General features: G+C 69.6%; 17 protein-coding genes. 7 read left to right on the top strand and 10 right to left on the bottom strand.

From position 1 onward, the window contains the following. Positions 1-5: 5 nt before the first annotated feature. The 8 genes from ASC92_RS11990 to ASC92_RS28600 all read right to left on the bottom strand — a co-directional run bounded on the left by ASC92_RS11990 (position 6) and on the right by ASC92_RS28600 (position 9,486). Complete coding sequence (locus ASC92_RS11990; RefSeq protein ID WP_056515244.1) at positions 6-1,496, bottom strand: NAD-dependent succinate-semialdehyde dehydrogenase; 1,491 nt, start codon at positions 1,494-1,496, stop codon at positions 6-8. 17 nt (positions 1,497-1,513) lie between these two features. Next, positions 1,514-2,602 carry a tartrate dehydrogenase gene (locus ASC92_RS11985; RefSeq protein ID WP_056515240.1) on the bottom strand — a complete coding sequence of 363 codons (1,089 nt, stop codon included), beginning with the start codon at positions 2,600-2,602 and terminating at the stop codon, positions 1,514-1,516. A gap of 11 nt (positions 2,603-2,613) precedes the next feature. Next, a complete protein-coding gene (locus ASC92_RS11980) occupies positions 2,614-4,239 on the bottom strand; it encodes an ABC transporter ATP-binding protein (RefSeq protein ID WP_056515238.1) in 1,626 nt (541 codons plus the stop codon). Further along, a complete protein-coding gene (locus ASC92_RS11975) occupies positions 4,239-5,147 on the bottom strand; it encodes an ABC transporter permease (protein WP_056515235.1) in 909 nt (302 codons plus the stop codon). The genes ASC92_RS11980 and ASC92_RS11975 overlap by 1 nt, the downstream gene beginning before the upstream one ends. Before the next feature lie 10 nt (positions 5,148-5,157). Next, positions 5,158-6,114: an ABC transporter permease gene (locus ASC92_RS11970; protein WP_056515231.1), complete on the bottom strand. Its 957-nt coding sequence runs from the start codon at positions 6,112-6,114 to the stop codon at positions 5,158-5,160. 22 nt (positions 6,115-6,136) lie between these two features. Continuing rightward, the gene (locus ASC92_RS11965; protein WP_056515228.1) at positions 6,137-7,759 is read right to left on the bottom strand and encodes an ABC transporter substrate-binding protein; all 1,623 of its coding nucleotides are present in this window, start codon (positions 7,757-7,759) and stop codon (positions 6,137-6,139) included. Between the two features lie 65 nt (positions 7,760-7,824). Further along, on the bottom strand, positions 7,825-9,117 hold the full coding sequence (locus tag ASC92_RS11960; protein WP_056515225.1) for an NAD(P)/FAD-dependent oxidoreductase: 1,293 nt from the start codon (positions 9,115-9,117) through the stop codon (positions 7,825-7,827). 78 nt (positions 9,118-9,195) lie between these two features. Next, the gene (locus ASC92_RS28600) at positions 9,196-9,486 is read right to left on the bottom strand and encodes a hypothetical protein (protein WP_157609050.1); all 291 of its coding nucleotides are present in this window, start codon (positions 9,484-9,486) and stop codon (positions 9,196-9,198) included. A 231-nt stretch (positions 9,487-9,717) separates the two neighbouring features. Between ASC92_RS28600 and ASC92_RS11955 the strand changes: the two genes are divergently transcribed. The 7 genes from ASC92_RS11955 to ASC92_RS11925 all read left to right on the top strand — a co-directional run bounded on the left by ASC92_RS11955 (position 9,718) and on the right by ASC92_RS11925 (position 16,877). Further along, complete coding sequence (locus ASC92_RS11955; protein WP_056515220.1) at positions 9,718-10,593, top strand: GNAT family N-acetyltransferase; 876 nt, start codon at positions 9,718-9,720, stop codon at positions 10,591-10,593. Between the two features lie 240 nt (positions 10,594-10,833). Beyond that, positions 10,834-11,769, top strand: coding sequence for a 2-hydroxyacid dehydrogenase (locus ASC92_RS11950; RefSeq protein ID WP_056515218.1), 936 nt, complete (start codon positions 10,834-10,836; stop codon positions 11,767-11,769). A 176-nt stretch (positions 11,770-11,945) separates the two neighbouring features. Next, on the top strand, positions 11,946-13,349 hold the full coding sequence (locus ASC92_RS11945) for an aspartate aminotransferase family protein (RefSeq protein WP_056515215.1): 1,404 nt from the start codon (positions 11,946-11,948) through the stop codon (positions 13,347-13,349). A 76-nt stretch (positions 13,350-13,425) separates the two neighbouring features. After that, entirely contained in the window at positions 13,426-13,920 is a 495-nt protein-coding gene (locus ASC92_RS11940) for an Lrp/AsnC family transcriptional regulator (RefSeq protein WP_007828485.1), read from the top strand. A 19-nt stretch (positions 13,921-13,939) separates the two neighbouring features. After that, positions 13,940-14,320: a (2Fe-2S)-binding protein gene (locus tag ASC92_RS11935; RefSeq protein ID WP_056515212.1), complete on the top strand. Its 381-nt coding sequence runs from the start codon at positions 13,940-13,942 to the stop codon at positions 14,318-14,320. A gap of 5 nt (positions 14,321-14,325) precedes the next feature. After that, positions 14,326-15,726, top strand: a complete 1,401-nt coding sequence (locus tag ASC92_RS11930) for an NAD(P)/FAD-dependent oxidoreductase (RefSeq protein WP_056515208.1) — start codon at positions 14,326-14,328, stop codon at positions 15,724-15,726. Further along, entirely contained in the window at positions 15,723-16,877 is a 1,155-nt protein-coding gene (locus ASC92_RS11925; protein ID WP_056515206.1) for an NAD(P)/FAD-dependent oxidoreductase, read from the top strand. The genes ASC92_RS11930 and ASC92_RS11925 overlap by 4 nt, the downstream gene beginning before the upstream one ends. A 39-nt stretch (positions 16,878-16,916) precedes the next feature. Here ASC92_RS11925 and ASC92_RS11920 read toward each other — a convergent pair whose 3' ends face one another. Both ASC92_RS11920 and ASC92_RS11915 read right to left on the bottom strand, forming a co-directional pair. Further along, positions 16,917-17,588, bottom strand: a complete 672-nt coding sequence (locus ASC92_RS11920) for a haloacid dehalogenase type II (protein ID WP_056515204.1) — start codon at positions 17,586-17,588, stop codon at positions 16,917-16,919. Between the two features lie 112 nt (positions 17,589-17,700). After that, entirely contained in the window at positions 17,701-18,399 is a 699-nt protein-coding gene (locus tag ASC92_RS11915; protein WP_056515200.1) for an HAD-IA family hydrolase, read from the bottom strand. Positions 18,400-18,519 lie beyond the last annotated feature (120 nt).

Here is an 18,519-nt window from a genome sequence, read left to right as displayed (position 1 = left end):
TTCTTCTAGACCGGCCCCGCCAGCTGGCCCTGGCAGACGTACTTGGTGTGCATGTAGTCGTCCAGGCCATGCACCGAGCCTTCGCGGCCATAGCCCGATTCCTTCACGCCGCCGAAGGGCGCCGCTTCGGCCGCCAGCGCGCCTTCGTTGATGCCGACGATGCCCGACTCCAGCGCGTCGGCCACGCGCCAGATGCGCCGCACGTCGCTCGAGTAGAAGTACGCCGCGAGCCCGAAGGGCGTGTCGTTGGCGGCGGCGATCACCTCGGCCTCGCTCTCGAAGCGCGTGACCGGCACCACGGGCCCGAAGGTTTCCTCGCAGCTGCATTCCATGGTCGCATCGGCATTCACCAGCACGGTGGGCGCGTAGTAGTTGGGGCCGTCGCAGCGCGCGGAGCGCAGCCGTTCGCCGCCGACGACGATGCGCGCGCCCCGGGTGACGGCGTCGCGCACGTGGCGCTCGATCTTCTCGACAGCGCGTGCGTTGATCATCGGGCCGATCTGCGAGCCGGGCTCGGTGGCGGGGCCGACTTCGAGTGCACCGACCCGCGCAGCCAGCTTGTCGACGAATGCATCGTGCACGCGGGCCTGCACGAAGACCCGGTTCGGGCACACGCAGGTCTGGCCGCCATTGCGGAACTTGGCGGCCATCAGGCCCTCCACCGCGGCATCGATGTCGGCGTCGTCGAACACGATGAAGGGCGCATTGCCGCCGAGCTCCAGCGACAGCTTCTTCAGCGTGTCGGCCGAACGGCGCGCGAGGTGCTTGCCCACGGGCGTCGAGCCGGTGAAGGTGATCTTGCGTACGCGCGCGTCGTCGAGCCAGGCGTCGACCACCTCGGGCGTGCGCTCGCGCGAGGCCGTGACGATGTTGAGCACGCCCGGCGGCACGCCGGCTTCCTCGGCCAGCGCCACCAGGGCCAGCGAGGTCAGCGGCGTGTCCTCGGCGGGCTTGCACACCACCGTGCAGCCTGCGGCGAGGGCCGGCGCGATCTTGCGCGCGATCATGGCCGCCGGAAAATTCCACGGCGTGATCGCCGCGACCACACCCACGGGTTCCTTCAGTGCGAACATGCGCCGGCCTGGCACGGGCGCCGGGATGACGTCGCCATTGGCGCGCGTGGCTTCCTCTGCAAACCACTCGATGTAGCTGGCCGCATAGGCGACTTCGCCGCGGCCCTCGGCCAGCGGCTTGCCCTGTTCGCGCGAGATGAGGCAGCCCAGGTCTTCCTGGTGCGCGATCACGAGGTCGTTCCAACGCTTGAGGATCTGTGCGCGCTGCTTGGCGGGCACCGCGCGCCAGGCGGGAAACGCGGCGTGCGCGGCATCGACGGCGGTGCGCGCGTCGGCGGCCGTGCCGTCGGGCACGCTCGCGAAGACGGCGTCGGTGGCGGGGTCGGTCACGTCGAGGCGGCGCGAATCGCTCGCGTCGCGCCATTCGCCGCCGATGAGATGCCGGCCCGGCATCAGGTTCTTGTTTTCGAGTTCCAGTGTCATGGGATAAAAGTCTTTCTTCAGGATGCCGTCACGCGCTCGGCGATCGCGATGCCTATTTCGGTGGTGCTGGCCGAGCCGCCGAGGTCGCGCGTGCGCGGACCGTCGCGCAGCACTGCCTCGATGGCGGCCAGGATCGCGTCGTGCGCTGCACGGCCCGCGCCCTGGCCCTGCGTGAGGAAGTCCAGCATCAGCGCGCCGGACCAGATCATGGCGATGGGGTTGGCGATGTTCTGGCCGTAGATGTCGGGCGCCGAGCCGTGCACCGGCTCAAACAGCGACGGGAACTTGCGCTCGGGGTTGAGGTTGGCCGACGGCGCGAGGCCGATGGTGCCGGTGGTCGCTGGCCCGAGGTCGGAGAGGATGTCGCCGAACAGGTTGCTCGCCACCACCACGTCGAAGCGCGTGGGCTGCAGCACGAAGCGCGCCGACAGGATGTCGATGTGCTGCTTGTCGACCGTCACCTCGGGGAAGTCGCGGCCGACCGCGTCGGCGCGGCCGTCCCACCAGGGCATGCTGATCGCGATGCCGTTGCTCTTGGTGGCCACCGTCAGGTGCTTGCGCTTGCGTGCACGCGCGGTCTCGTAGGCGTAGCGCAGCACGCGGTCGGCGCCATGGCGCGAGAAGACCGATTCCTGGATCACGATCTCGCGCTCCGTGCCCTCGTACATCACGCCGCCGAGCGAGGTGTACTCGCCCTCGGTGTTCTCGCGCACCACGAGGTAGTCGATGTCGCCGGGCTTGCGGCCGGCCAGCGGGCAGGGCACGCCCTCGAACAGGCGCACCGGGCGCAGGTTGATGTACTGGTCGAACTCGCGGCGGAACTTCAGCAGCGAACCCCAGAGCGACACGTGGTCGGGCACGGTCGCGGGCCAGCCGACGGCGCCGAAGTACAGCGCGTCGACGCCCTTGAGCTGCTCCTTCCAGTCGTCCGGCATCATCTGGCCGTGCTGCGCGTAGTAGTCGCAGCTGGCCCAGTCGATGGTGCGGCAGTCGAGCTCGAAGCCGAAGCGCGCCGCGGCGGCCTGCACCACGCGCAGGCCCTCGGGCATCACTTCCTTGCCGATGCCGTCGCCGGCGATCAGCGCGATGCGGAAGGTGGGTGTCATTTCGGTCTTTCTCATGATGCGTGGACGGCCGCGCGGTCCATCTCGTCGAGCCAGCCGCGGCGCAGCTCGGGCACCGAGCGCGCCAGCAGTTCGTAGTAGGGGTGGTGCGGGCCGCGGTCGTAGTCGACGCGCGCCACCTGCGCGAGCTTGCGGCCGTGCTGCATGACGACGATCTCGTCGCACACGGCGCGCACCGTGTGCAGGTCGTGGCTGATGAAGAGATACGACACGCCCAGTTCGCGCCGCAGCTCCGCGATCAGGTCGAGCACCGCCGCGCCGACCACGGTGTCCAGCGCCGACGTGACTTCGTCGCACAGGATCAGGTCCGGGTCGGCCGCCAGCGCGCGCGCCAGGTTGACGCGCTGCTTCTGCCCGCCCGAGAGGCCACCCGGCAGGCGCCCGGCCACGGTCTGCGGCAGCTTCACCAGGTCGAGCAGCTCGCGGATGCGCCGCTGCAGCGGCTCGCCGCGCAGGCCCTTGTAGAACTGCAGCGGCCGCGCCAGGATGCGCTCGATGGTCTGCGACGGGTTCAGCGCCGTGTCGGCCATCTGGAACACGATCTGGATCTGGCGCAGCTCTTCCCGCTCGCGCTGCGCCAGCGTCGGCTTCAACGCGCGGCCGTTGAACAGCACGCTGCCTTGGCAGGGCTTCAGCAGGCCGGCGACGGCGCGTGCCAGCGTGGTCTTGCCCGAACCCGACTCGCCGATCACGCCGATCGCCTGGCCCCGGTAGAGCTTGAGATCGATGTTCTCGAGGATCAGCTTGGCCGGCCGGCCCTGCGCGTCGACAGGGCCATAGCCGGCAGAAAGCTCGCGCACCTCGAGCAGCAGTTCGGCACCGCCCGCTGTCGTGCCGGATTCGCGCGGCGCCGGGCGGGCAGCCGCCAACAGGCACTTCGTGTACTCATGGGCCGGCGTCGCAAGGATCCGCTCGGTCGCATTCACCTCCTGCATCTGGCCGTTGCGCAGCACCAGGATGTGGTCGGCCATCTGCGCCACCACCGCGAGGTCGTGGCTCACGTACACCGCCGTGGCGCGGCGCTCGCGCACCACGCGACGGAAGGCGCGCAGCACCTCGATCTGCGTCGTCACGTCGAGCGCGGTGGTCGGCTCGTCGAGGATCACGAGGTCGGGGTCGGCGATCAGCGCCATGGCCGCCATCAGCCGCTGCAGCTGGCCGCCCGACACCTGGTGCGGGTAGCGCGCGCCGATGGTCTCCGGCTCGGGCAGCGCGAGCTCGCGGAACAGCTGGATCGCCTTCGCCTCGGCCTCGGCGCGCGTGCACAGACCGTGGATGCGGCACGGCTCGACCACCTGGTCCATGATCGTGCGCGATGGATTGAAGGAAGCCGCCGCGCTCTGCGCGATGTAGGTGACCGTGCGTCCGCGCAGCGCGCGCTGCCGCGATGCATCGAGCGCCAGCACGTCGATGTCGCCGACATGCACGCTGCCCGCCGAGATGCGGCAGCCCTGGCGCGCGAAGCCCATCAGCGCGAGCGCGGTGGTGGTCTTGCCGGAGCCCGATTCGCCGATCAGCGCCAGCACCTCGCCGGGCTGCACGGAGAAGCTCAGCTTGTCGACCAGCGTGCTCGCGCCGGCCGTGATGCAGAGGTCCTGGACCTTGAGTGGGGCGCCCATCAGCGTGTTCCTCGTTCCCGGGCGGCGCGGCCCGGCAGGTTGTCGATGACGAGGTTGACCGAGATGGTCAGGCTCGCGATGGCCAGCGCCGGCACGATCACCGAGGCGCCGCCCATGGCCAGTGCGCCGATGTTCTCTCGCACCAGTGAGCCCCAGTCGGCCGCCGGCGGCTGGATGCCGAGGCCGAGGAAGCTCAGGCTCGCCAGCAGCAGCACGGTGTAGACGAAGCGCAGGCCGAGGTCGGCCAGCATCGGCCCGAGGATGTTGGGCAGGATCTCGCGCAGCATGACGTAGAGCGTGCCCTCGCCGCGCGTGCGCGCCACGGTCACGTAGTCGAGCGCGTTGATGTTGACGGCCAGCGAGCGTGCGATGCGATAGGCGCCCGGCACGTAGATGATGGCCGCCGTCACGACCAGCATCGGCACCGAGGAGCCGAAGCCCGCCACCATGATGAGCGCGAACATCTTGCTCGGTATCGCGGTCAGCGTGTCGAGGCAGCGGCTCAGCAGCGTGTCGGTCCAGCGCCCGCTGGCCGCGGCCAGCAGCGCCAGCGTGGTGCCGGTGCCGCTGGCCAGCAGCGTGGCGAGCAGCGCGACGCCGACCGTGTAGCGTGCGCCTTCGACGATCAGCGCCAGCATGTCGCGCCCGAGGTAGTCGGTGCCCAGCCAGTGCGCCGCGCTCATGGGCGCGAAGACGCTGTTGCCGCCCATGGCGCCCGAGGAGTGCGACAGCAGCCAGGGCCCGAGCGCGGCCGCGACCAGCCAGAACAGCAGCACCGCGAGGCCCAGCAGGCCGGAGACGCCGAAGCCGCGAAGCCAGCGCAGCGGATGCCGACCGCGTTGCTCGCTCGGCGCTGCGACGGCAGCGGCCGTGGCGCCGAGGGCCGATGAGGAGGTGGATGTTTCCATAGGGCTCGCCTCAGCGGTGGCGCAGTCGGGGGTTGGCGACGATGCCGCAGATGTCGGCTGCCGTCACGAGGATCAGGTAGCCGGCGCAGAAGATCATGGCGCAGGTCTGCACCAGCGGCATGTCGCGCTGCGAGACGCCGTCGACCATCAGCTTGGCGATGCCGGGATAGTTGAAGATCGTCTCGACGATGATCACGCCGCCCAGGAGGTACGACAGGCTCAGCGCCACCGCATTCGCGATCGGGCCGACCGCGTTGGGCAGCGCATGCGCCAGCACCATGCGCATCGGCGATGCACCCTTGAGCCGCACCATCTCGATGTAGGGCGCCTCGAGCTGGTCGATCACCGCGGCGCGCGTCATGCGCATCATCTGCGCGACGATCACGCAGCACAGCACCAGCACCGGCATCGCGAAGGCGCGCAGCAGCTGGCCGACCGACTCGATCTCGTTCACGAAGGAGAGCGCCGGCAGCCAGCGCAGCTTGACCGCGAACACCAGCACCGCGAGCGTCGCGACCAGGAACTCCGGCACCGACACCACCGCCACCGCCGACGTGGACGCCGCGCGGTCGAACCAGGAGCCGCGCCACACGGCCGAGGCGATGCCCAGCGCCAGCGCGATCGGCACCGAGAACAGGGCCGTCACGGCGGCAAGCAGCAGCGAGTTGGGCAGGCGGCTTGCCACCAGTTCCGACACCGGCATCTGCGTGGTGGCCGAGCGGCCGAGGTCGCCCTTGGCCATGCCGAGCAGCCATTGCGCGTAGCGCCGCGGCGCCGGCACGTCCAGCCCCATCTGCGTGCGCAGCGCGGCCAGCGCCTCGGGCGTGGCTTCCTGGCCGAGCTGCTCCTGGGCTGCATCGCCCGGCAGCACGGCGGTGATCGAGAACACGATCACCGACACCGCCAGCAGCGACAGCAGCGCCAGCGCGATGCGCTGGACGAGGAGCTTGAGGATCACGTGGTTCATGAAGAATGTTCCGGCGCGCGGATCAGGCTTCCAGCCACACGTTCTCGGCGAAGTTGTAGCCCATCAGGCCGCCGAGCGGAATCGGCGACAGGCCCTTGAGCTTGGCGCTGTGGCCGTCGATGCTGGCAAGGAACAGCGGGATGCCGATGCCGGCGTCCTGGTGGATCATGGTCTGCATGTCGGCGTACATCTGCTTGCGCTTGGCCAGGTCGGTCTCGGCGCGCGAGGCCAGCAGCAGCTGGTCGAACTTCTCGCTCTTCCAGCGCGACTCGTTCCACGCCGCACCCGACTGGAAGAACTGCGTCAGCAGCACGTCGGCGCTCGGGCGCGGGTTGACGTTGCCGAAGCCCACCGGGCTGTTGAGCCAGTGGTTCGACCAGTAGCCGTCGGCCGGCATGCGCTTGATGTCGATCTCCAGGCCCGCGCGCTGCGCGGTCTGCTGCAGCATCAGCGCCATCTCCACCGAGTAGAGCGCCGCCGGCGAAGCCACCATCGGCACCTTGCCGGTGACGCCGGACTTCTGCAGGTGGAACTTGGCCTTGTCGAGGTCGAACGGGCGCTGCGGCAGGCCCGCGAAGTGGAAGCGGTTGGTCGGGTCGATCGGCTGGTCGTTGCCGATCACCGCGTAGTCGAGCGCGATGGTCTTCTTCATCTGCTCGCGGTCGAACATGTGCTTCATCGCGAGCACGAAATCCGGGTTGGCGCCGGGGCCCGTGTCCTTGCGCATGATGAGGTCGGAGTACTGGCCCGACTGGGTGAGGAAGATGCCGTACCCGGGCGTGCCCTTCACGCGCTCCACCGAGCGGGGGTTGACCGAGCCCACGAGGTCCATGCCGCCGGACAGCAGCGCGTTGACGCGCGCGCTCTCGTCGCCGATGCCCACGAACTCGATCTCGTCGAGGTAGGGCTTGCCGGGCTTCCAGTAGGCGTCGTTGCGCACCATCAGCGAGCGCACGCCGGGCTTGAATTCCTTGAGCTTGTACGGGCCGGTGCCGATGCCGGCGTTGAAGTCGGTGGTGCCTTCCTTGACGATCTGGAAGTGGAAGGTGCCCAGGATCACCGGCAGGTCGGCGTTCGGCGCGCTGAGCACCATCGTCACCTCGTTCGGGCCGCTGGCCTTGACGCTCTCGATCTGGTCGGCGAGCACCTTGGCCTTGGAGGCGGTGGCGGGGTCCTTGTGGCGCATGACCGAGAACACGACGTCGGCGGGCGAAAGGGCCTTGCCGTCGTGGAAGCTCACGCCCTTGCGCAGCGTGAAGACCCAGGTCTTCGCGTCCTTGGTGGTGAACGATTCGGCCAGCGCGGGCTGCGGCGCGAGGCTGCCGTCGAGCGAGGTGAGGCCGTTGTAGACCATGTTGCAGCGCGAGTAGTCGGTCTGGTTCGACTGCTTGGCCGGGTCGAGCGTGTCGGTCGCCGCGGCGGTGGCGCCGGCCACCCGGAGGCGGCCGCCCTTCCTGGGCGTCTGCGCATGGGCGGACATCGCCGCGCCCGCGATGCCGCCGGCCAGCGTGGCCTGCATGCCGCCGGCCATCAGCATCGAAAGGATGTCGCGCCGCGTGGCGCCGCGCTTGAGCGACTCCATCATGCGCAGGCTTTCGCCGGGACCGACGAGTCTGTCGAAACGCTTGTTGCTGCTGTCGCTCATGATGAAATGCTCCTGGGGCCGTGGGTTGGAAAAAAATCGAACGCGTGTCGCGGGACTGCGGGCCCTCAGGCCAGCCTGTCCTTGAGCCGGTAATAAAAGCCCACCGCCGGCAAGAACCACGGCGGGCCGAAGTGGCCGGGAATGGCGGGCCAGTCGCGGCCCTGCCAGGGGTTGGCGGCCGCGTCGCCGTTCATCACGGCGGCCATGCGTTCGCCCATGTGGACCGACATCTGCGTGCCGTGTCCGCTGTAGCCCATCGCGTAGTAGAGGCCGTCGCGCTCGCCGGCGTGCGGCAGTCGGTCCTGCGTCATGTCGACCAGTCCGCCCCAGCAATAGTCGAGCCGCACCGCGCCGAGCTGCGGAAAGGTCTCGGCCAGCCCCGCGCGCAGGATGTCGCCGCTCGCCGCATCCGACTGCGGGCTGGAAATCGCGAAGCGCGCGCGTCCGCCGAACACCAGCCGGTGGTCGGCCGTGAGCCTGAAGTAGTGATGGATGTTCGCGATGGTCGTATAGGTGCGCCGGGCCGCGAGCAGCGCCTGCGCGCGCTCCGCGCCGAGCGGTTCGGTGACCACGATGAAGCTGCCGATCGGCACGATGCGCCGGCGCAGCCAGCCGAAGCTGCCGTAGCCGCCATGGCGCGTCGCGCCCGTGGCCAGCAGCACCTGCTGCGCCGTGACCACGCCGCGCGCGGTGTGCAGCCGATGCGCATGGCCCTGGCCCAGGCGTTCGATGCGCCGCACTTCCGTGCCGGTGTGGATCGCGGCGCCGTTGCGCTGCGCGGCCGCCGCCAGCCCGTGCGCGAAGCGGCCCATGTGCATCTGGGCGCTGCGCTTGTAGAGCAGGCCGCCGTGGAAGCGCTCGCTCTGCACCTCGGCGCGCACGCGCGATGCATCGAGGATCTCGACGTCGCTGTCCACGCCGTCGTCGACCAGGCGTTGCGCGCTGCGTTCGAGCGCGGCCATCTGGTTGGCCCGCGTGGCGAGCTTGAGCTTGCCGTGGCGCATGAAGTCGCAGTCGATGGCCTCGTCGCGCACCAGCCGCGCCACCGTGTCGACCGCGTCGTCGTAGGCGTTGTACCAGCCGCGTGCCCGCTCGACGCCGACCTTGGCCGCCACATCGGCATAGTCGACGGCCAGCCCGTTGTTGACGTGCCCGCCGTTGCGCCCCGAGGCTTCGGCCGCCACGCGCGGGCCGGCTTCCAGCACCGCGACCCGGGCACCGCGTTTGGCCATCGTCAGCGCGGCCGAAAGGCCGGTGAAGCCGCCGCCCACGATCGCGACGTCGACCTGCGCTGGCAGCTCCTGCGGCGCGGCCAGAAACGCGGGGGCCGAATCGGTCCAGTAGGAGTCGAGCTTCATGGCATCCGGCCCACGCAGGAGCGAGCCGGCATGCCGTGGCGATCGGGGGCGATTTGCCTGGGGCGGGGGCTCATGGTTTCAAGTTCCTTGGACGACAAATGCGACAAGCTCATGACGAAGTGATTGCAGCACGCAGCCGTGCCGCAGGTATTGGGAAATACGGCATCTGGCGCATGAAAGCTGCGGTTTGGAGGGGGTGTGGCGGCATGCCATGCGGTCTGCCCCTGGCGCGTGCGGCCATGCACCTCGGTGCGTCGCGGCGAAGTCGATCGGCACGCTTTTGAAGCGCAGGCCTGCATCGGGGACGAGGCGTCCGCCGATGAACTGCCCCGAGGGCACCTGGATCTTGAGCGGGTCGAAGACTTGCATGCGAGGAATGGAGAGAGGCCGCGATGGCACCGGAGGAAGGACGGACGATGCTAGGCAGGTTGGCACGGCATTTGTGTGCGTAAGCGAACCCGTGGCGGCAGCGAATTGCAAAACCCGGGCCCCTGGCAGGCGAAGCTTGCGAGTTGCGCCGGCACGCGATTTCGGTCTGGCATCGGGTGCCGATGTCGTCCAAGATGCAAGGGACATCCCCTTCGCCACAGAGACTTTCCAATGCCCGATCAGACCCCGAATGCACCCGACGACGGCGTGGTGCTCCGACCGATGACGTCCGCCGACCTGCCGTCCACGCATGCGCTGTCGGCCCAGTTGCGCTGGCCGCACCGGCTGGCCGACTGGGCGCAGGTGTTCGCGCATGCCGAGGGCGTCGTGGCCGAGCGCGACGGCGAGATCGTCGCCACTGCCCAGCGCTGGCACTGGGGCGAGCGCCACGCCACCATCGGCCTCGTGATCGTGACGCCGGCCTGCCAGGGCCGGCGCATCGGGCACAGGCTGATGAGCGCGATGCTCGAAGGCCTGGAGGAGCACACGGTGCTGCTCCAGGCCACCGCCGAAGGGCGCGGCCTGTACGAGCGGCTGGGTTTCGTGCGCACGGGCGAACTGAGGCAGCACCAGGGCATCGCGCAGCCGGCGCCGCTGGTTGCGCTGCAGCCGGGCTGGCGCCTGCGGCCCGCCGGCCAGAACGAGGCGGCCACCCTGCAGGCGCTCGACGCTGCGGCGCGCGGCATGCCGCGCGATGCGCTGATCGCCGATCTGCTGGCCAACGCCGATGCCTGCGTGGTGCTCGACCACGACAACGAAGCGCGCGGCTTCGCGATGCTGCGGCGCTTCGGGCGCGGGCATGTCATCGGGCCTGTGGTTGCGCCCGACCTCGACGGCGCGAAGGCGCTGATCGCACATCTCGCCAGCGTCAACGCGGGGCACTTCACGCGCATCGACATCGACTTCGACAGTGGGCTGGCCGAATGTCTGGAGAGCATCGGGCTGCTGCGCGTTGATGCGCCTACGACGATGGTGCGTGGTGTGCCGCTGGTTACGCCGGCTGGCGGGCCTTCGCTCTTTGCTGTTGTTACCCAGGCTGTTGGGTGAAGGCTTGCTTGTTGGCGGGGCGATCACGCCGACGGGGTACCTTGCTCCGCGAATGTCCCCCGGCCTGCGGCCTCCTCCTTTATTTCGCTGCGCAAGGCACCCCATCACAGGGCGTCGGGTGCTCCCCGCAGCGAAATAAAGGAGGAGCGAAGCGGGGGACATTCGCGGAGGGGAGTACCCGGCGGCCTGTGCACGCACCCCGAACAACAGCGCCCCAGAACGCACCCACAAACAAAACCCATGACCACCACCACCTTCCTCTACAAATCCGACCCCGTGCGAGGCCGCCTGTGGGCCGAAGTGTTCCGCCGCCGCGCACCCGACATCGACTTCCGCATCTGGCCCGACATCGGCGATCCCGCGCAGGTACGCTTTCTCGCCGCCTGGGAGCCGCCGGACGATCTGGCGGCGCGCTTTCCGAATCTCGAAGTGCTGTTCTCCTCGGGCGCGGGCGTCGACCAGTTCGACTTCGCCGCGCTGCCGCCCGCGCTGCCCGTGGTGCGCATGGTGGAGCCCGGCATCGTGGGCGGCATGGTCGAGTACGTGACGCATGCGGTGCTCGGCCTGCATCGCGACATGCCGCAATACAGGCGCCAGCAGCAGGAGGGACAGTGGAAGCCGCTGCCGGTGCGGCCCGCGGGTGAACGGCGCGTCGGCGTGCTCGGGCTCGGCTCGCTCGGGCAGGCCGTGCTGGCGCAACTCGTCGGCATGGGTTTCGATTGCGCGGGATGGAGCCGCTCGCGGCACACGGTCGACGGCGTGCAATGCCATGCCGGTGCCGACGAGCTGCCGGCCTTTCTTGCACGCACCGACATCCTCGTGTGCCTGCTGCCGCTGACCGATTCGACGCGCGGCTTCCTCGACGCGCGGCTGTTCTCGATGTTGCCCGTGGGTGCTGGGCTGGTGCACGTGGGCCGCGGCCCGCAGCTCGTCGATACCGACCTGCTCGCCGCGCTCGCCAGCGGCCAGGTCGGCGATGCCGTGCTCGACGTGACCGACCCCGAACCGCTGCCGCCGGCGCATGCGTTCTGGCGCCATCCGCATGTGCAGCTCACACCGCACATCGCGAGCATGACGCAGCCGCTCAGTGCCGCCGAAGCGGTGCTCGACAACGTGCAGCGCTTCGCCGCGGGCGAGCCCATGGTCGGCCTCGTCGATCGCCTGAAGGGGTACTGAGCGCGAGTTGCCGGAGGCAGGCCGCATGACCCGCCGCACGATCTGCTGTCGCGGCACCCACAACGGCAGCGTGCTTCGTGCAGAGGCCTCAAAGCAGCACCAAGCCGAGGGTTGCGCATCCTAAGCTGAGGCCATCGAAAGCTTCCTTCGCCACCAGCTTCCTCCGGACACAGCCCATGACGCATCCCACCGCATTGCCTCACCAAGCCGCGCTCGACGCGATCGACCGCGCGCACTTGATCCACCCCGTCTCGCCCTGGCGCGTGCACGAGCAGCGCGGCCCCACCGTGCTGGCCTCGGGCCGCGGCGCCTGGCTGACCGACAGCAACGGCCACGAGCTGCTCGACGCCTTCGCCGGCCTGTGGTGCGTGAACGTGGGCTACGGGCAGGAGAGCGTGGTGCAGGCCGCGGCCGAACAGATGCGCCGGCTGCCCTACGCGACCGGCTATTTCCACTTCAGCAGCGAGCCGGCCATCCGCCTTGCCGAAAAGCTGGTGCAGATCACGCCCGCATCGCTGACCCGCGTGTACCTCACGCTGGGTGGCTCGGAGGCGGTCGATGCCGCCGTGCGCTTCATCGTGCAGCACTACAACGCGACCGGCCGGCCGTCGAAGAAGCACTTCATCGCGCTGGAGCGCGGCTACCACGGCTCGTCGTCCACCGGCGCGGGCCTGACCGCGCTGCCGGCCTTCCACCGCGGCTTCGACCTGCCGCTGCCAACGCAGCACTACATTCCTTCGCCGAATCCGTACCGCCAGCCGGACGGGACCGACGCGCAAACACTGATCGCCGCATCGGTCGCGTCGCTGCGCGCCAAGGTGGCCGAGCTGGGCGCGGACAACGTGGCCGCATTCTTCTGCGAGCCGATCCAGGGCTCGGGCGGCGTCATCGTGCCGCCCAAGGGCTGGCTCAAGGCCATGCGCGAGGCTGCGCGCGAGCTCGACATCCTCTTCGTGGTGGACGAGGTCATCACCGGCTTCGGCCGCACCGGCCCGATGTTCGCCTGCGAGGCCGAAGGCGTGGAACCCGACCTCATGACCATGGCCAAGGGCCTGACCGCCGGCTACGTGCCGATGGGCGCCACGATGATGTCGGAGAAGGTCTATGCCGGCATCGCCGACGGCGTGCCCGAAGGCGCCCTCGTCGGACACGGCGCGACGTATTCGGCGCACCCGGTCAGTGCGGCGGTCGCGCTCGAGGTGCTGCGGCTCTACGAAGAGGGCGGCGTGCTCGCCAACGGCCAGCGCGGTGCGGCGCACTTTGCGGCCGGGCTCGACGCGCTGCGTGCCCATCCGCTGGTGGGCGACGCCCGCCACCGCGGCCTGCTGGGCGCGCTGGATCTGGTGAGCGACAAGGCGAGCAAGCGCGGCTTCGACGCATCGCTTGGACTGCCCGAGCGCATCTTCGCCGCCGCCTACCGCAACGGCCTGGTATTCCGCGCCTTCGGCGACCACGTCCTCGGCTTTGCGCCCGCGCTCACCTTCACCGAGGACGAGTTCGCGCAGCTGTTCGCACGGCTGAAGAAGACGCTCGACGAAGTGCTCGACGCGCCCGACGTTCGCGCCGCGCTGGCGGCCTGAACAAGCCGGCGCACAAAAGCTCCGCAAGACCCGGCGGCGACGCAGAATCGGACCTTCCTTCTCTCCAGGCACCGCGATGTCAGAAGCTTTCAAGATCGACCGACTCGACCTGCGCATCCTCGCCCAACTGCAGAAGAACGGGCGCATGACCAACGTCGACCTGGCGGATGCGGTCGGGTTGTCGCCCAGCCCCTGCCTGATCCGCGTGAAGCGGCTGGAGCAGGCCGGCTATATCGCGGGCTATGGCGCGCACCTGCGGCTCGAAAAGCTCGGCGACACGCTGACCGTGTTCACCGAGGTCACGCTGTCGGACCACCACCGCGAGGACTTCGTGCGCTTCGAGGCCGCGATCCGCGAGGTCGACGAGGTGCTCGAATGCCACCTCGTCAGCGGCGGCTACGACTACCTGCTGCGCTTCCTCACGCGCGGCGTGAACCACTACCAGGAAGTGATCGAGGGGCTGCTCGAACGCAACATCGGCATCGCGAAGTACTTCAGCTACATCGTCATCAAGTCGCCGTTCATCAAGACGCACTGTCCGATCGAACGGCTTTTTCCTCACGAGCGCTGACCGGCGCCTTCATCCGTCCATGCCCGAAACCCGCCCTCCCTCTCCTTTGCCCACCCGCTTCGTGCGGCTCGCGGAGACCGACCGGCCCGCGTTGACCCTGTACATCGACGGCGAAGCCCGCACCGCGCTGGCCGGCGACACCCTGCTGGTGGCGCTGCTGAGCAGCGGACGGCGCGTGCGCGACAGCGAGTTCGGCGACGGGCCGCGCGCCGGCTTCTGCCTGATGGGCGCCTGCCAGGATTGCTGGGTGTGGACGCCGGCGGGCGAGCGGCTGCGCGCCTGCTCGACGCCCGTCGAGGCGGGGATGTCGGTGCTCACGCGGCCGCCCGCGGCCCATTGGGCCGCCACGCCCGACCTGCAGCAGCTGCTGGCGCGCGGCGCCGCGGCGGCCGTGCGGTGAGCGCGATGCCTCCGACTTCGCCTTCGCCGCGCATCGTCGTGGTCGGCACCGGCCCCGCGGGCGTGCGCGCCGCGCAGGCGCTGGTGCGCGCCGGCGTGCGGCCCGTGGTGGTGGACGAAGGCCGGCGCGACGGCGGACAGATCTACCGCCGCCAGCCCGAAGGCTTCAAGCGGCCCTATGCCAAGCTCTACGGCACCGAAGCCGCGAAGGCACAGGCGCTGCACCACGACTTCGACGCGCTGCGCGCCCACATCGACTACCGCGGCGAGACGCTGGCCTGGAATGTGAGCGAGGGCGCGCTGCACGTCGTGCATGCCGGCGAGCCGCACGAACTGCCATTCGATGCCTTGCTGGTCTGCAGCGGCGCGACCGACCGCCTGATGCCAGTGGCGGGCTGGCACCGCGCCGGCTGCTACAGCCTGGGCGCCTCGCAGATCGCGCTGAAGGCGCAGGCCTGCGCCATCGGTTCGCGCGTGGTCTTCATGGGCAGCGGTCCGCTGCTGTATCTCGTGGCCTCGCAGTACGTGCAGGCCGGCGCGCAGGTGGCGGCGGTGCTCGACACCGCGCCGGCCACCAAGTCCTGGAGTGCCGTGCGCGGGCTGCTCGCGCGGCCACGGCTGGCGCTGCGCGGACTCGCGCTGATCCGCGGGCTGCGCAGTGCGGGCGTGCCGGTGCTGCAAGGCGTGGTGCCGCTCGCCATCGATGGCGACGACAGCCTCGGCGTGCAGGCCGTCGCCGTGCGCGATGCCCAGGGGCGCGAGCAGCGCTTCGCGTGCGATGCCGTCGGCCTTGGCTGGCACCTGCGCGCCGAGACGCAGTTGGCCGATCTCGCGCGCTGCGAGTTCGACTTCGAACCCGTGAGCCGACAGTGGCTGCCGCGCATCGATGCCGACGGCCGCAGCAGCACGCGCGACGTGTACCTGGCCGGCGATGGCGTCCGCATCCTCGGTGCCGACGGCGCCGAGGCCGCCGGCCGGCTGGCCGCGCTCGCGGCGCTGGCCGACCTCGGCCATGCGCAGGGCCGCGCGCTCTACGACGCGGAGTCCGCCGCGCTGCGCCGCACGCTGGCGCAGATGAACCGCTTCCGCGAAGGCCTCGCGCGCGCCTTTCCGTGGCCGTATGCACAGGCCGCGGCACTGCCCGACGAGGCGGTCGTGTGCCGCTGCGAAGCCGTGACGGCGGGCGAACTGCGCCGCTGCGTCAACGAGATGGACAGCCACGAAGTCAATCGCGCCAAGGCCTTCAGCCGCGTCGGCATGGGGCGCTGCCAGGGCCGTTTCTGCGGCCATGCGTCGGCGGAGATCGTGGCGCAGGCCAGCGGCGTGCCGGTGCAACTGGTGGGGCGCCTGCGTTCGCAGGCGCCGGTCAAGCCACTGATGATGAATACGCGTGAGGTGAGTCCATGAGCGAAACCACCGACACCGACGTGCTGGTGCTCGGCGGGGGCCTGATGGGCACCACCGCCGCCTTCTTCCTGCGCCGCCAGCACGGCCTGTCGGTCACGCTGCTCGAGCGCGAACTGGTGGGCCGCCAGGCCAGCGGCACCAACTTCGGCAACGTGCGCCGCCAGGGCCGGGTGCTCGCGCAGATGCCGCTGGCCAACCGCGCGCGCGCCGTCTGGGGCCGCGTGAACGAACTGCTCGGCGAAGACCTGGAGTTCGTGCCCTATGGCCACCTGCGCGTCTGCTACACCGAGCAGCAGGCCGCGGTGCTCGAGCAGCACGCGAGAGACGTGAAGCCGCTCGGCCTCGACCTGGAGCTCTTCAGCGCCGCGCAGCTGCGCGAGCGCTGGGGCATCTTCGCGCCCGAGGTGGTGAGCGGTTCGCTGTCGCCGAACGACGGCCATGCCAACCCGCGCCTGGCCGGACCAGCCTTCGCACGGGCGGCGCGGCGCGCGGGCGCGAACATCGTCGAGCATGCCGAGGTGATGAAGGTGGAGCGTGACGGCGGGGGCTTCGCGGCGCACACCGCGGACGGCCGGCGCTTTCGCGCGCCGCAGCTGCTGGTGGCCTGCGGCGCCTGGTCGAATCGCATGGCCGAGCAGTTCGGCGAGCCCGTGCCGATGGAGGCGCGCGGACCGCAGATGGGCGTGACCGAACCTCTGCCCTATGCGATAGGTCCGTCGATCGGTGTCTCCTCGCCGATCGAGCAGGAGGGGCTGTACTTCCGCCAGATCTCGCGCGGCAACATCGTCTTCGGCGGCGGCTTCAAGGGGCCGGCGCACGCGGACCGTATCCGCGCCTACGTCAAGCCCGACAACGTGCTGCGCCAGATGCGCGAGCTGCGCCGCGTGGTGCCGGCGTTCGAACACGTGCAGCTGATCCGCGTGTGGAGCGGCATCGAAGGCTACATCGCCGACTGGCAGCCGGTGATGGGACCCAGCGCCCGTGTGCCCGGCCTGCACTACGCCTTCGGCTTCTGCGGCGAGGGCTTCGCGATCAGCCCCGGCGTGGGCGAGACCATGGCCGAGCTGATTGCCACCGGCCGCACGTCGACGCCGATCGAGAGCTTCTCCATCGGGCGCTTCGCGGCGGCTTCGCAGAAGCGGGCAGCTTGAAAGAAGCGATCGCCGGCATGACCGGCGATCGCGCCCGACTCAGAGGCCGACCAGCGCCGGCAGGCCGCCGATGTCGGAGATCTCGGTCGTGCCGTAGTCTGGAACGCCGGGCTCGTGCTTGCGATTGACGAAGGCCTTGTCCTTGATGCCCACGTCGCGCGCCGACATGTGGTCATAGCGCATCGACGAGGACACATGCAGGAAGTCTTCCGGCTTCGCGTTCAAGGAATCGATCATGTATTCGAAGGCGCGCAGGCGGGGCTTGTAGGCCTTGGCCTGCTGCGCCGTATAGACCCGGTGGAAGGGCACGCCGAGCAGCTTCACGTTGTGCACCAGCTGCGCGTCCATGGCGTTCGAGATGATGACCAGTGGGATCTTGCCGGCGATCTTGGCCAGGCCCGCCGTCACGTCGGGGTGCGGGCCCCAGGTGGGCACGGCGTTGTAGATTTCCGAGACGTCGGCCTCGCGGAACGGCACGCCCCAGCGGTTGCAGGTGCGCAGGACCGAGTTGTAGACGACGTCGTAGTAGGGCTGCCAGTCGCCCAGCACTTCGTCGAGCCGGTAAGCGGCGAAGTCCTGGCAGAACTGCTCGATGTTTTCCGGGCTGACGCGGTCGGCGAAGAGCCTGCGCGCCATCGGTGCCATCTGGAAGTTGGTGAGAGTGCCGTAGCAATCGAAGCTGATGTACTTGGGCCGGAAGACAGTGGTCATGGAAGCTCCTTGTGAATATTCGAATCGCGATATGGGAATGGATCGATGGCAGGCAGGGCGCCCCTGGGCGGCCATCGCGACGAAGGCGTTGCGATGGCGATGCCCGCCGTGCTCAGCGCCCCGCCTCTACGGCGTCGGCCAGTTCGGCCAGCGTATGGAAGTGATGGTCGGGCACGGTGTGCTTCGACTCGATGGTGCCGCCGGAGCCCTTCTGCGCATGGCGGCGCTCGATCCAGCACGTGGCGATGCCGAGCTGCTTCGCGATGCCGATGTCGTGGTACTGGCTTTGCGCCACGTGCAGGTTGTCGGCCTGCTTGAACCCCCACGCGCCTTCGAAGCGGCCGCGGGCGTAGGCGAAGTAGCGCGCGTCGGGCTTCTCGCACAGTGCGTCGTCGCAGCTCAGCAGCATGTCGAAGGGCGAGCCCAGGGTCTTGTCGAAATGCGCCAGCGCCCAGGCCTGCGCGTTGGTCATCGTCACCAGCTTGAAGTGCTTGCCGAGCCGCTTCAGCGCTTCCACCGAATCGGGGAACGCCGGCCATTGCGTCACCGAGTCGCGCAGGCCTTGAGCGATGGCCTCCGTGTCGGGCAGGCCCAGCGCGGGGGCGACGGCGTGCCAGCAGCGCTCGAGGTCGTCGGGGTACCAGCCCGCGTTGCCGTCGGCGCGGGCTCGCCGGTAGGCGGCGAGGAAGTCGTCATCGCTCACGTCGGCATCGGGCGCCGCGCTGCGCAGGTAGGCGAGCATGCCGCCCTCGAAGTCGATCAGCGTGCCGACGACATCGAAGGTGAGGACCTTGAAATCTTGCAGGGACATGGAAAAGCTCCGGGGATGAAGGGGGTTCATCGAGCATAGGAGCGCTCCCTGCTTGCGCAGGCCCGAACTGGGGCTGCGCTACGGCACAGGATGTCGTTGTCGGCGCCGGGCCGGCATCTT

The sequence above is a fragment of the Variovorax sp. Root411 genome, from assembly GCF_001425205.1.
GTDB lineage: Bacteria > Pseudomonadota > Gammaproteobacteria > Burkholderiales > Burkholderiaceae_C > Variovorax.
Note: the sequence above shows the minus strand (reverse complement) of the source record. Positions and strands in the feature narration are given on the sequence as shown.